8 protein-coding genes and 1 tRNA gene are annotated in these 14,092 nt (G+C 66.6%); 4 read left to right on the top strand and 5 right to left on the bottom strand.

Annotated elements, in window-relative coordinates:
• Window position 1: 1 nt before the first annotated feature.
• The 3 genes from VN461_14645 to VN461_14635 form a co-directional block, all read right to left on the bottom strand.
• Window positions 2-1,381 (bottom strand): hypothetical protein, encoded by a 1,380-nt coding sequence (locus VN461_14645; protein HXB56020.1) that lies wholly within the window; start codon window positions 1,379-1,381, stop codon window positions 2-4.
• A 173-nt stretch (window positions 1,382-1,554) separates the two neighbouring features.
• Complete coding sequence (locus VN461_14640) at window positions 1,555-3,741, bottom strand: protein kinase (GenBank protein ID HXB56019.1); 2,187 nt, start codon at window positions 3,739-3,741, stop codon at window positions 1,555-1,557.
• Complete coding sequence (locus VN461_14635) at window positions 3,695-4,384, bottom strand: hypothetical protein (GenBank protein HXB56018.1); 690 nt, start codon at window positions 4,382-4,384, stop codon at window positions 3,695-3,697. Before VN461_14635 ends, VN461_14640 begins: the two co-directional genes overlap by 47 nt.
• Window positions 4,385-5,332: 948 nt before the next feature.
• Between VN461_14635 and VN461_14630 the strand changes: the two genes are divergently transcribed.
• Entirely contained in the window at window positions 5,333-6,799 is a 1,467-nt protein-coding gene (locus VN461_14630) for a PLP-dependent aminotransferase family protein (GenBank protein HXB56017.1), read from the top strand.
• Between the two features lie 146 nt (window positions 6,800-6,945).
• Here the strand turns inward: VN461_14630 and VN461_14625 are convergent, their stop codons facing one another.
• Together VN461_14625 and VN461_14620 are read right to left on the bottom strand one after the other, a co-directional pair.
• The gene (locus tag VN461_14625) at window positions 6,946-7,608 is read right to left on the bottom strand and encodes a LysE family translocator (protein ID HXB56016.1); all 663 of its coding nucleotides are present in this window, start codon (window positions 7,606-7,608) and stop codon (window positions 6,946-6,948) included.
• Window positions 7,609-8,139: 531 nt separating this feature from the next.
• On the bottom strand, window positions 8,140-8,862 hold the full coding sequence (locus VN461_14620) for a TetR family transcriptional regulator (protein HXB56015.1): 723 nt from the start codon (window positions 8,860-8,862) through the stop codon (window positions 8,140-8,142).
• A gap of 197 nt (window positions 8,863-9,059) precedes the next feature.
• Here VN461_14620 and VN461_14615 point away from each other — a divergent pair, with 197 nt between their 5' ends.
• The 3 genes from VN461_14615 (at window position 9,060) to VN461_14605 (ending at window position 14,030) form a co-directional block, all read left to right on the top strand.
• Window positions 9,060-11,339, top strand: coding sequence for a glycoside hydrolase family 3 N-terminal domain-containing protein (locus tag VN461_14615; GenBank protein HXB56014.1), 2,280 nt, complete (start codon window positions 9,060-9,062; stop codon window positions 11,337-11,339).
• Between the two features lie 192 nt (window positions 11,340-11,531).
• Window positions 11,532-13,529 (top strand): glycosyltransferase family 39 protein, encoded by a 1,998-nt coding sequence (locus VN461_14610; GenBank protein HXB56013.1) that lies wholly within the window; start codon window positions 11,532-11,534, stop codon window positions 13,527-13,529.
• Between the two features lie 425 nt (window positions 13,530-13,954).
• Window positions 13,955-14,030 (top strand) — tRNA-Ala (locus VN461_14605).
• Window positions 14,031-14,092 lie beyond the last annotated feature (62 nt).

The raw sequence follows: 14,092 nt of genomic DNA, 5'->3' as shown, positions 1-14,092 counted from the left end.
CTCAAAAACCAATGCGGAGCGTGAGCAGCCACTCGTCGGGATGCAGAGTGGGCGGCACGATCATGTCCAGGCGAGCGTACTCGGCCGTGAAGTCCAGGCCACGGATGATTCCCAGGCGGAAGCCGAAGTCCAACTTGTGCCAGTCGAAGCCCACGGAGGGGGCCGGGTTCAAGAAGGGAGTGGTGAACTTGTTGTGGATATTGGAGAAGCGCACGGTGGGCTGAATCCAGGTCAGCACGGGGTTGTCGCCCGAGATGAGCAGGCCGTTCAGGGGCACCCGATAGGCCACTTCGATTTCGACCCCCTGCCGAACCAGCTTGGCGATGTCCTGATGCACGAACTGGCTGAACAGGCGCAGTTCCCCCGCGCGTCCCTCTAGGTTGACTCCGTATTCCGACTTGTCGTTGCCCTCGAACGGGAGCGGGAAGAGCACGCCACGCAGGAGCGTGAGGTCGCCCAGGTAGAAGGTCCCGCGGATCGGCGCGCTGTCCGCCAGCTTCCGGTGGAAATACCACGCCAGGGCATCGATGGCCCGCGTATCCCCGGCGTTGCTGACGCGGTAACCGATGCCGCCTCCCAGCTGGAAGTTTCCGGTCACGTTCACGTCCGACGCCTTGGTGTCGTAGAGAAAAGGAAAGCCCGACTCGTAGATGGGGCGGGTTCCCGTGATGGGCCGTGGCCCGGGTTGCGGTGCGCGCTCCGGTGTCCCGTTGTCCCCCGCGAGGGCATTGGGGTCCCGGAAGAAGAGCGGGTTACCGTTGGCTATCTGGCCGCGCCAGTAGAAGTTCCGCCCCACCGACCCCCCCACCTCCACCTGGAGCTCCTCGAAACGCCCGACCGCGGTCGACCACAGCCCGTAACTCTCCAGGCGCCGAAGCCGAGGCTTGGTGAAACGGGGGAGCTTGCCCAGGACCGCATAGAACGACGTGGCGGGGGCTATCTCGAGCGCTTCGAACTTTCGACCGAACCGGACCCAGGCCTCGCGGAGCGCGATCCGGTCATCGGAAGAGGTGGGGTTGCGGTTGTACAGGTCCAGGAAGTGGACTTCGACCTTGGCCGAGATGTCGGGCGTGAAATCACCCTCCCCGATCAAAGCGGCGTTCGACACTTCGATGGAGCTGCCCTTCGCCGTCGTGCGCTCGAAGACCTGGGTCTGCCCGGGGGCAAGGAAGCTGGGCGGAAAAGGGAAATGAACGAGGACCTCCTCCGAGGCAGAGTGTCTGAAGTTCGCCTTGAGCTCCCCACCGATCCGGAACCGCTTGGGCGCGGGGGTCGGCTCCGGCGAGGGAGTGGCCGCCGGTTGCTCCTGGCCGCTCAGGACTCGAGCGGGAAGGAGAGCCGCCAGAAGGACGATGACGCCCATATACGGGCGACGCTGCATGACTCCTCCCCTGCCCATCATTCAATCCGGGGCCCCCAGAGCCTAGGGCTCTTCGCCGACAGCGTCAAGGAGCGAGTCCGGTCGGAGCGAGTCCGGTCAGCGTGAGCCGGGTCTGTCCTCGTCTGGACGGGCGGGGGGCGATCGGAGAGCGGGGGCCCTCCTCCATGTCCGCCTCAGATCTTGACCCTCAGCAGTGCCCGCTCCAGGTCGGAGGCGGTGGCGGGACGCTGGACGCGAGACTTAGCCAGGCAGGCAAGGATTGCGTGGCAGAGAACGTCCGGCAGCTCGGGACGGAGCGTTCGCGGATCGCGAGGCGCCTCATGGAGATGCATCTTCAACAGCGTCTCCCGATCCTCCGATTCGAACGGGCGTTGCCCCGTGAACATCTCGTAAAGAGTCACGCCCGCAGAGTAGAGGTCGCTCCGCGCGTCAAGCACGGCCCCCCGGGCTTGCTCCGGGCTCATGTATTGAACGGATCCCGCGAGAATGCCCTCCTTGTTCTCCCCGACACGGGATCCGCGGGCCACCCCGAAGTCCATGAGCTTGACCACGCCGTTGGCCATCACCATCACGTTTCGCGGCTTGAGGTCTCCGTGAACGACGTTCGCGCTGTGGACCGCGGCCAGGCCGCGACAAATCTGCTTTGCGATCTGCAGCCCGGGGGCAAGGTCCAGTTTGCCCCGTCGGTCCAGGAGCTCACTGAGCGTCGTGCCCGGAACGTACTCCATGGTCAGGAAGCGGCTTCCTTCAGATTCGCCCAGGTCGTAAACGCGGACCACGTTGGGATGGGTGATCATGCGGGCCAACCGTGTTTCCTGCTTGAGAACTTCCTCCGCCTGCGTCCCCTCGCCGAAAGTGCTTCGGGTCAGGACCTTCAGCGCCACCTGCTCGTCTAGGTCCCGATCGTGGGCCCGATACACCCTCCCCATGCCGCCCTCCCCGAGCACGGAGAGCACGTAGTAGCGCTTGGCGAACAACTTCTCGACCCCCAAGCCGGGGAGCGCCTGGTCCGCCGCCAGGACCGCGCGCGATCCCAGCGTCACGTCGCCAGGTCGGCGGAGGACCTCCGCCACCCATTTCTCGAGGGCAGCCTTCTGCTTCAGCTCCGCGACCATGGCCGCGAAGGCACGGGCCAGGGTCCCCACTTCGTCGCCCCTCGCTCTCGGCAACGCGATATCGAGTTGGCCACCGCGAATCGCCTCCGCTCCCGCCGCCAGCTGTTCGATGGGATGGGAAATCCGCCGGGCCAGGGCCGAGGAGATCGGTAGGGATGCCATGAGGACAAACGCGCCTATCCAGGCGATGCCACGCCGGATCTGTCGGAAGGCCGCGAGTTCCAGGTCCTTCGAACGCGCCACCACTAGGGCGGCGATCACTTCCCCGCTCCCGGATTTGATGGGCAGCGCGGTTGCTATGTAGCCCTCGCCCTTCGACGAGAACTCCAACGGCCCAAAGGGCTCTCCCCTCCCGAAGATGGGCTCCAAGGCTCGGGTCGAAGCCAGGATGCCCTGGAACCCCACCCCTCGCAAAGGGGCGGTGGCGGCCACCACCGCGGTCTCCGGACTTGCCCCCCGCGGAGCTAGATTGGCGACGAAGGCAATCTCTCCCGACATCAGATGCCCCAGCTCCATCGCGCGCGCATCGTCAATGGGAAAGGCCGCCGCGAGGACACCGTTAAGCTTCAGTTCGCGCCCCTCACCCTGGGTCACGGGCGCGGCCGCGACAAGGAAGAGGGCTTTCTTCCTCTTCACGTCGAGAATGAAAGCAGAGGACTCGGTGAGGTCGGAGAGCGGCCGCTTGACCCAGGCGACGGCGGAGAAATCGCGACCCGACTCCTCACCGGCCGCCCGATCGCTGCGGGCCAGGAGGGCTCCCCGAGAATCGAAAAAGAACGCCATTTCCGCGCCAAGATCGCGCGCGAAGTCCTGAGCAGAGTCATGGAACGTCTCCGCGCCCGCCCTGACCTCCGCCAGGAGAGCCCTCGTGCCAGGCTGCTCGGCCGAGGACTTGACCTGCTGACGACGGGCGCTGGCCTCCGAGTCCGCGAAGCTGCTATAGAGGGCGGGGACGAGCTTTAGGTTCTCGTGGATCCGCTCCCCCGTGACCTCGTTGGCACGCCAGGTCGCGAACGCCAGAGCCAGGGATAGACAGCTGGCGAGAAGCACGGCAATGGTGAGAGACAGGCGGGTGGCGAGCCGGATCCCCCTTGGAGGATCTTCTTCCTTCTGCAGGCCATCCATCGGCAGAGTGGCCACTTGGGAGGCCGGGGGCGTCCCCTCGACCGGGGGGACAGGTGTTCCGACCTTGGTTGTGTCAGTACCGATCGTCATCTCGTCGAACAGGAGGGTACTCCTCCCCATACTTGTTCTTGTGGGGCACCTCCTTGTAGCTCGAGGCGTCGAGGGTCAGGTTCATGGTCGTCGGACCCCCACTCAGGACCTGGACCATGACGGTCGTCTCGCCGGCCCTTTCGTGCCAGATGCGCAACTCACGTCGACCTTCGGGAACGCCGTCAATCCGATACAACCCGTTCTCGTTCACCACGGCAAAATCAGCACCATCCAACACCATGACGTAGCCCGCCATCTGCGAGTGGATGTTGCAGTATATGCGCACGAGCCCAGGCGTAATGAATCGGACATCCTTGGACTTCCCCTGGTGGTAGAGGCCGAGGTCGAACTCTGCACCCGGAGTGCGACTGAAGACGTTGTGGAGGATCCTGTCGAGGTTGGGAAAGACGACGGTGGCTCCCCGCGCCACCGCGACGACGTGAGGCTCAAAGCGCTTGTCCTTGGAGGCAACGGTGGGAGGACCCTTTGCGACCGTGAGCGATGGGGGTACGCCGGGAAGCCACACCACAGCTCCCACGCCGGGCACAGTCTTGCTATCCCGGTCGACGATTTCGATCCGGCCTGCCAGCTCCGCCGCGACGAGGCACTCGGGAAAAGTGCCCGCACCCATTAACCAGAGCGCCCCGGTGACAATCAGTCGCCGGGTAAACATCGTCTGTCTCCTCTCGGACCCGGCGAAGGACCGTCCCCAATCGGAGTCGGGGTCCTGAACGTGCCCTTCACACTTCCCGCGGCGTCCGCCAAACGTCGGCGAGGGTCTCGACGCTCCACGTGCTTTACTTCCGGCCCTCCTGGCCGTAGCGCCCGTCATGTCGGCGAGTCAGGGCGCCACGGTAACACGAACCGACGCCGAGTCAGGTCCGATAGCCTTGGGCAGCCTCTGCTTGGTCGTACCGGCTGCCGAGGGTCGCGTTAGGTCAGGCGCTCCAATGAAACTACGGTACCACATGCGCGAACCGTGTCAGAGCGATGCCTGCCACCGTGAGCCAGTCTCCCCGGGTGTGCGCACGAGTGGTGTGATCGAAGCGGGGGTATCCATCACGAGGGTACCGAAGACCACCCCCAAGTCGCGCTTCCAGCTGGATGACGATCGAGGTCGTGGGAATCCAGGTGCCTTCACGAAACGCGTCAACCGGTACTGACCCTGGACCGTGACATCGCCCGGCCCGACGCCGGAGCTGCTCTGGCCGTTGCTCACTAGGTTGAAGCCGACCGACGGGGTGAACTCGACTGTTACTCTGTCGGCCAGCTCGAAGTACAGGTGGGCGAGTGACCCCAAGTCGTTTGACTGAGCGGTGGCGACAGCATACAGAAGGAGGGCGGTCGCGAAATGCCCGCGCGCCAGCGTCGACGCCGACGGTGCGCTTCCCCATGTGATGGGCTTCCTCCGCTGACCGTGGGCCGCCCCGCTTTGTACGTGCCTGCGGCGCCACCCGGTATGGCCCCCGCGGCGATGCAGGCGCCCCTTCGGGTCACCCGGGATGCACCCGCGGCCCCAGCACACAAGTGTAGGCACACTGGTCTAACGGTCTAGGTCCGTATTGCTGGTTTTCCCTAGACCAGCCAATGCTCGCCGCGGTACAATCCCCCGCCCAAAACAATGCCGCCCCCCTGGGAACTCGTAATCGCCGTCGACCGCGCCGCACCCCTGCCCCCGTTCCTGCAGATCGCGCGCTCCCTGACCGCCGATATCCACCGTGGACGCCTGCGCCCGGGGGACCGGCTGCCGGGCAGCCGGCGGCTCGCGGCCAGCCTCCGGGTGCATCGCAATACCGTCCTTGCCGCGTTGGCCGAGCTCGTGGCGGAAGGATGGCTCGAGACGACACCGGGCCGCGGAACCTTCGTCGCGCGTAGCATCGTTCATCCCGCCGGCCGGCCATTCTCACGGCGGCGGGGAGCCCCTAAACACGTGTCGGCCCTGCCCTTCCCGCTCCCCCCGACCCCCGCTCCGTTTCGCCCGCCGAGCCTTCCGACCGGCACGCTGAACTTGAGCAATGGCGCGCCTGACGTCCGCCTTCTCCCCACGCGCGCTATCGGGCGCGCCTATCGGCGCGTTTTGGCCCTACGCGGTCCAGACCTGCTCGCGTACGGCGATCCCGAGGGACACCCCGCGCTCCGTACCGCCCTCGCATCGATGCTCGCGAACACGAGGGGCCTGTCCGTCGCCGCCGACGATGTGCTCGTCACGCGCGGCTCCCAGATGGCTTTGACCCTCGTTGCCCGGACGTTGCTCCGTCCCGGCGACGTCGTCGCGGTGGAACAGTTCGGCTATCGCCCGTCCTGGGAGGCGTTCCGAGCCGCGGGGGCGACGGTCATTCCCGTCCCCATCGACGGCGATGGCATCGATGTCGAGGCGCTCTCCCGACTGGCCAGCCGCACGACGCTCCGCGCCCTCTGCGTCACACCCCATCATCAGTATCCAACTACGGTGACCCTGAAGGCGGCGCGACGCCTGGCCCTCCTCGCCCTGGCGCGGGCCCGACACATTGCGATCATCGAAGACGACTACGACCACGAGTTCCACTACGACGGTCGTCCCGTACTTCCATTGGCCAGCACCGATGAACCGGGCCTCGTCGTGTACATCGGCACACTCTCAAAAGCTCTCGCCCCCGGCCTTCGCATCGGCTATGTCGTCGCCCCGCCGGCCGTCCTGCGGAGCGCGAGTGCGATCCGCTCTTTGCTCGATATACAGGGAGACCTGGCGACCGAGGCGGCGGTGGCCACGTTGATCGAGGATGGCGAGCTACAGCGCCACATCGCGCGTGTGCGACGCGTGTACGCGACCCGCCGCGAGATCCTGGCCCGCAGCCTGCGCCGGACCTTCGGGGACCGCGTCGACTTCACGCTTGCCCCCGGCGGAATGGCCCTATGGGTCCACCTCCGCATCTCTGTCGATGTCGAGTCCTGGGCACGCCGGAGCGTCCAGTTCGGCGTCTCCTGGTACACCGGTCGGCGCTACGCTTTCGATGGACATCCCCAGCCGTTTGCGAGATTTAGCTTTGCGTGGTTGAACGAACACGAGCTCCCGGAAGCAGTGAGGCGAATGGCCGCGGCTCTCCCCTAAGCCCGGCTGCGACAACGCAGCCGGGGCCGATGCCGGCTCTATTCAAACGGTACCGCAACCCAGAGTCCTGGCCGCTCCGGGAACGAGGGCCTCTCGCGACAGGGAGGCCACGGGCTACCAGCCTGACGTTGAGCCCCCGCCGGCCATCAGACGAAGGCCGCCGCAACCGAGAGCGCCAGCAGGCCGGCCATGCTCCAATTAAACGCGGCCAGCGCGCGGTCCGACGTCAGCAGGCGGCCGATCGCCACTCCGAACGCGCACCAGGTAGTGATGCCGGCCAGACAGGCGACGGCGAGCACGACAGTGATCACGGTGACCTCGCCGACCAGGTCGCCGCCCACAGTGGTGAAAGCCGACAGGGCGCCGGCCGCGAACACCCAGCCCTTAGGGTTGATCCACTGGAACGCCGTGGCCTCGACGAACGAAATTGGTCGGGCCCGGCCGCCCGCCGGGCCGGAGCGGCCAGCCCGCGCAATCCGCCAAGCGAGCCACAGCAGGTAGATTGATCCCGCGACCTTCAGGATCTCGTGCAGGACGGGAAGAGCCTGGAACAAGCGCGCGGCGCCGAGCCCAACCACCATCAGGGCAAAGCCGAGCACGACCCCGAGTAGCAACGGAAGCGAACGGCGGAACCCGAAGCTCGCACCCGAAGCCGTCACCAGGGTGTTGTTGGGGCCGGGCGTGAAGCTCATCGCCGCCGCAAAGGCGATCAGGGCGGGCAGCGTCTCCCTCATCGCGGTCGGCAGCCCGGCGAGCGCGGCCGACAACGTCGACAATCGATCCGCTGTTTGGCGCGCAACCGGCGGCACTGCTGGTCCATTCGGGGAGCGGTTGCAGAGCCCCACACCCGTGAAGTCAGCAGATCCCCCCACCGCTCCTCTCTCGACGCCTCCATCACTGATGGGTGGGCAGCCCGAGGCCTAGACTCATCGTTGGTCGTAGAGTCAAGATCTCAATCGTCGTCCTCGCGACCAAACGGTTGACATCGTCGGGCATCGTCTGTTCATTCCTTCCATCGAGAACCGACGATAGGCTCGGCCGCGGGCGCAGTCGGATATAGCGGGGAGCGACTCCCCCCGCCAGCATCTGATACCAGAGTATCTCACCATGAAGTACTGGTTGGTCCGCGCCGAGCGCTGCCTCGAAGGCCTTCCCCGCCCCCGCCACGAGGTCTACCGTCGTAAGCTCGAGCGTGGAGGTCGCTTGCGGCTCTCCCGTGCCACGCGAAAGCCCAGGCCGGGTGCCGTGCCCCTTGGTCGCTCATCCCTGACCAAGACGAGCGGCCGGCTCGTTGCCGGGGCCTCGGCGTCCGGGGAACGGGCGGGGGGGACGAGAGCCCCTCAGCGCCGGCGGGTCTTGCTGCGGGCGGAGGTGCTCCCCCGGGGCAACACGCGGGACCAGAGCTCAGAGGGAAGCTCGGCGACCGCCGCGTGGAGGCGCCCGATCAGCCCGTCGACGAGCCCGGTGACGTCGCCCGTCTCGTGGTCGTACCAGGCGTTGAACGCGGTGTCGTGCAGCGCCCGCGTGACGAAGGCCAGGAGCATCGGTGTGTTGTCGCGTGGCTCCGACCGGAGGCGCGCGGCCATGAGGGCGGCGATCCGCTCCTCCAGGCGACTGCGCCGCTCCATCATCGCTCGCCGGAGCGGGCTCTTCTCGCGCAGAGCGCGGATCACCCAGCGAGTGAACTCGGCGTCCTCGACCCCCGCGCGGACGGCTGGGATGAGTGCGTTGCGGATCGCGAGGAGAGGCGGCTCACCGGGAGGGCGCTCGGCGAGCTCGGCATAGAGCCGTTCGCCCCGCCTTTCGGAGCGCTCGACCAGGACGTCCTCCTTGGACTCGTAGTAGCGGAAGAAGGTCCGGCGGGACACACCCGCGGCGTGGGCGATCTGCTCGACGGTCGTGCGCTCGAAGCCGCGCGAAAGAAAGAGCCCCTCCGCGGCGGTGGCGAGGGCCACCCGGACAACCTCGCGCTTCCTCTGGCGGAGGGCGGTGGGCAGCGGCGGCAGGGCCCGGGCGAACGGCCTCGCCTTCCGCTCGTGGCGCCTTGGATCTGGCCTCGCCATGGCGTCCATCATATTCCATGATGTTGACAGTGGCACTGAGTGCCAATAGTATGCGGGCGATTGGGCCAGCCCCCTAGTAAACCCGGCTGTCGCGCCTCGTGGAGGGGCGGGTCTTGCGCGTGTCGCGGCGCCACGAGCTCGAGAGAGGCCGAAGGCCCTTCGGCACTGTCGCGGCGCCGACGGTCAGGGGGGGGAGGATGAACCATTTTCGTCTGCTGCTGGCCGTGGGCGCGTGCGTTGGCCTGGCGGTGCCAGTCTGGACCCAGAGCGCGGCCACGAAAGCGCGCGCGCGGCCCTCAGCCGATGCGCCCAGACCGCTGAAGTACCTCAATCCCGCGCTGAGCGTGGACGAGCGCGTCCTCGACCTTGTCTCGCGTATGACTCTGGAAGAAAAAGTCGGCCAGCTGTTGATGCTCGATGCTCGGGGCGAGGACCTGTCGTTCGTGAACACTCGTCAGCCCGGGGCGCTGCTCCACGTCCTCGGCGCCAAGATCGCCGTCGCGATGGACCTCGCGGCGAAGAACCGCCTCGCCATCCCGCTCCTCGTCGGGGAGGACGGGATCCACGGCCACTCCTTCTGGAAGGACGCGAACATCTTCCCCACCCAGCTCGCAATGGCGGCGAGCTGGAGCCCCGACCTGCTGGAGCGAATGGGCCGGGTCACCGCGGAGGAGATGGCTCCGACTGGCATCCACGAGACCTTCTCGCCGGTGCTCTGCCTGACCCGAGACCTGCGTTGGGGGCGGACCGGCGAGACCTTCGGCGAGGACCCGTACTTGATCGGGGAGCTCGGAGCCGCCCTGATCCGCGGCTACCAGGGCAAGGGGCTCGACGATCCGACCGCCGTGCTCGCGACCGCCAAGCACTACGCGGGCTACTCTGAGACGCAAGGCGGGCGGGACGCCTCGGAGGCGGACATCTCCAGGCGGAAGCTGAGAAGCTACTTCCTCCCGCCGTTCGAGCGCGCCGCCCGCGCGGGGGCCATGATGTTCATGACGGGCTACCAGTCGATGGACGGCGTGCCTTCGACGGCCAACAAGTGGCTCCTCCGGGACGTGCTGAAGGACCAGTGGGGCTTCAAGGGCGTCCTCGTCACCGACTGGGACAACGTCGGACGCCTCGTCCACGAGCAGAAGGTTGCTAAGACCTACGCCGACGCCGCGATCATGGCCGTGCGCGCCGGGAACGACCTCATCATGACGACGCCTCAGTTCTACGAGGGGGCGATCGAGGCCGTGAAGAGCGGCCGGATGAAAGAGTCGGAGATCGACGAGCCCTTGAAGCGCATTCTGGGTCTCAAGTTCCGGATGGGCTTGTTCGAGAACCCGCGGCGGCCCGACCTCCAAAAAGCTGCCATCGAGGTTGCTCGGAAGGACCACCGCGCGGCCGTCCTCGACGCCGCCCGAGAGAGCCTTGTGCTGCTCCAGAACGACGGCGTGCTACCCCTCGACGCCTCCCGGGTGAAGTCGATCGCGGTGATCGGGCCGAACGCGGACGACGACCTCCAGCAGCTCGGCGACTGGTCGCTCGGCTCCCCGCAGCACCCGCCGGAGGCCGGCAAGCATCCACGGGACAAGACGGTGACGGTGCTCGACGGCATCAAGGCGGTGGCCCCGGCAGGGACGAGCGTCCGCTACGAGAAGGGCTGCGCGATCAACAACGGGGACCTCTCCGGGCTACCCGGCGCGGTCGCCGCCGCCCTGGCCTCGGACGCGGTGGTCGCCGTGGTCGGCGACCACCTCGACTTCATCGGTGAGGGGAAGAGCACAGCGACGCTCGAGATGCAGGGCGGCCAGGTGGCTCTCCTCGACGCCCTCCAAAAGACGGGCAAGCCGATGATCGTGGTGCTCGTGAACAGCAAGCCCCTCGTCTTGCCGCCTGCCGTGAAGAGCGCCCGGGCGATCCTCGAAGCGTTCAACCCCGGCATGGAGGGCGGGCGAGCCATCGCCGAGGCCGTGTTCGGCCAGATGAACCCCTCGGGCAAGCTCACGATCTCTTTCCCGGTGCACGTGGGCCAGCAGCCGGTGTTCTACAACCAGGTGCGCGGACAGCACGGCAGCCGTTACGCGGACCTCACCCAAGAGCCGATCTTTCCGTTCGGGCACGGACTGAGCTACACGGAGTACCGCTACAGCAACGTGCAGCTGGCCTCGAACGCCCTCGCCCGCGGCCAGGCCGCCACGGTCTCGGTCGACGTGCTGAACGCCGGTAAGCGCGCGGGCGACGAGATCGTCCAGGTGTACGTGAGCGACGTGGTCACCTCGGTGACCTGGGTGAGCAAGGCGCTCAAGGGATTCGCTCGGGTGCACCTCGAGCCCGGGGAGAAGAAAACGGTAACCGTGAGGTTGCCCTGGGAGTCCTTCGAGCTCGTCGACGCCGACGGAAAGTACGTCGTCGAACCCGGGGACTTCGAGATCCTCGTGGGCCCGTCGTCACGAGACCGTGACCTTCTGAAGGCGACGCTCCGCGCAGAGTAGGAGACGGCGCTCGAGCGCTTGGGTCGCCCGGGAGGCCAGATTGCGCCGGCGGCCTGCCGTCGGGCCCCCGCCTGCCCGAGGTCCAGAAAAAGGGTCAGGAGCGATTCTCGCCGTCGGCGCAGAGGGCCAAGGGTGGTCCGGGAGCGGCCGAGTGGGTTTAGCGACGCCGTTTGTGCCTGAGGAGGTCTTCTCATGAACGCGATGCGTCGCCCGGCAGTCTCCTCCGCGGTGGCCGGCCTGCTCCTGGCGCTCTTCCTGCAGCTCACCTTCGCGGCTTCGCGTAACTCGGCGACCTTCGACGAGCCGGCCCACATCTACGCCGGGTACCTGCAGTGGGCTCACGGGTTCTACACCCTGAATCCGCCCCTCACGAGGTATGTGCTTGCGGCTCCCCTCGTCGGCATGAAGTTGAAGGAGCCCTCGATTCAGAACCGCCCCCTCCGGATGCACGAGATGGAGGGCGGGCGGGAGTTCGTCTTCCAGGAGGGAGCAGGGGAGGTCCTCTTCCGGAGCCGAATGGCCGTGGTGGCACTCGGTCTTTTCACGGCGCTCCTCGTCTTCTGGGCGACGAAGGAGATGTTCGGCGTCACCGCAGGCGTGATCGCCCTTGCGCTCCTCGCGTTCGACCCCACGTTCCTGGCGCACTCGAGTCTCGCCACGACCGACACGGGCCAGGCGTTGTTCATGTTCTGGGCGGTCTACCTCTTCTACCGCTACTTGAAGGAGCCAGGCCTCCTCCCCTTAGCCGCGGTCAGCATCGTCGTGGGGCTCGCGGTCGCCGCCAAGAGCAGCGCGGTGCAGCTCTTCCCGGATCTCGCGCTCCTCGCTCTCGTCGAGGTCTTTTGGGGCCGAAAGCTCGGGGGAGGGCGCCCCGGCGAGAAGAGGGGACCGCTTGCGAGGCGGCTCCTCGGGGCACTTGCCGTAATCGCCATCTCTTCCCTCGCGATCCTGTGGGCCTCGTACGGCTTCCGGTACGTCCCTGCCGAGGGTGGCCCCCCTCTCAACCCTCCCATGCAGGTGGAGCTCGCTCTGGTCCCGAGTGCCCTCGAGGCGAGGCTCCTGGCCGCGGCCGACGGGCTTCACCTCCTGCCCCAGGCGTACACCTACGGCTTCGCGCACTTCCTGTACGAGGCGAGGGCCTTCCCGAGCTACGTGCTCGGCAGGACTTACCCCCACGCCGTCTGGTTCTTCTTCCCGATCGCGATGGCGATCAAGTCCTCGCTGACGTTCCTTGTTCTCGTCGCAGCGGGCGCCTTTTCTGTGTTCACGGGAAGAGTGGAGGAGCGGCGGGGCATCGTCACCATGGTGATTCCGGCCACGGTGTACATGGTGATCGCCATGACGGGCGGCATGAACATCGGCATCAGGCACGTCTTGCCGGTCTACGTGTTCATGGCAGCTGCCGTCGGCGGAGCGGTCTCGGCGCTCGTGAAGGGAAGGCGACCCTGGCTCCTGGCGGTCTTGGCCCTGCTCGTCTTTCAGGCGGTCTCGGTCCTGCACGCCTTTCCCGCGTACATTGCCTACGCCAACGAGGCCTTTGGCGGACCGAGCAGCGTGCACAAGTACCTGAGCGACTCGTCTTCGGACTGGGGCCAGCAGCTCAAGGCGGTCAAGGCCTATACGGACGCGCGTGGCCTGAAGGACTGCTGGTTCGCCTACTTCGCCGAAGGTCCGCTGGACTACCGGTACTACGGGATTCCGTGCAAGCCGCTCCTCACGCCCGACGCACTCTCCTTCTCCGTGCCGTTCGACGTGCCGCCCTCAATCGACGGCCCCGTCCTGATGAGTGCCGGCACCCTCTCCGGCTTTGAACTCGGGCCGGCCCCCCTGAACGCCTATGAGCAGTTCAAGACGCTGAAGCCCGTGGCCGTCATCGACTACGGTGTGTTCGTGTTCGAGGGGCACTTCGATCTTCCGCTGGCCGCGGCCCTGAGCCACGTCCAGAAGGCCGGCTTGGACCTCAGGTCAAACGAGCCCGAAGCAGCCCTCGCCGAGGCGCGACAGGCTGAGACGCTGGCGCCAGACTCGGCCCGGGTGCTTGCCATGGTGGGCCAGGCGCTCGACGCGAATCGCCGACCGGACGAGGCCGCCCTTTACGCCCAGAAGGCGCTCGCAATCGCGCGGACCGTCCAGCCCGAGTTCCAGGCCCGCCTGATCGCGGCTCTCAGGGGACGCGTCGAGGGAAGGTGACCCCAAAAAGGGTCCCGGCGTTCTCCGCCGCGCGCTCTTGGCGCTCGTAGGCTTCTAAGGAGCCCGACCGGAACAACGCGAGAGCTAGGCCCTTGCAATCAGCCTAACCGGGGAGGCGGACCCCAAGATCATCCACATATTCAATAGGGGTCGGAGGGCAGCCAACCAAGCAACGATGCGTGCGAGCCCGCGCTACAACCAACCGACGTGTCAGACGCCGAGGACGATACTTGGCTCGCGGGCTTCGAGTACCAGATCGCCTTCAGCCTACGGAGAAATACCCTGGGATTGTCTAGAGCCATCCTGAAACCCTCCGCGGCCCGCCAGAGCCCCAATCAACACGTCACAAATGTCGCGCATATACTGGCGAAGAGTGCACCTTGCAACCTCCTGAACCCTCCAGTAACATCATCCTGTCTGCCTTCGGGCCGCTAGCTCAGCTGGGAGAGCGCCTGGTTCGCAATCAGGAGGTCGGGGGTTCGATCCCCCCGCGGTCCACCAGCTTACAAAAACCAACCTCAGCCGCTTCTCAAATCGGCGGCGGGTCCCGGCAAACCGAGAGC

It is taken from the genome of Vicinamibacteria bacterium (assembly GCA_035570235.1).
Lineage (GTDB): Bacteria > Acidobacteriota > Vicinamibacteria > Fen-336 > Fen-336 > DATMML01.
The sequence above is the reverse complement of the archived record's forward strand: the minus strand, read 5'-3'. Positions and strand labels throughout refer to the sequence as shown.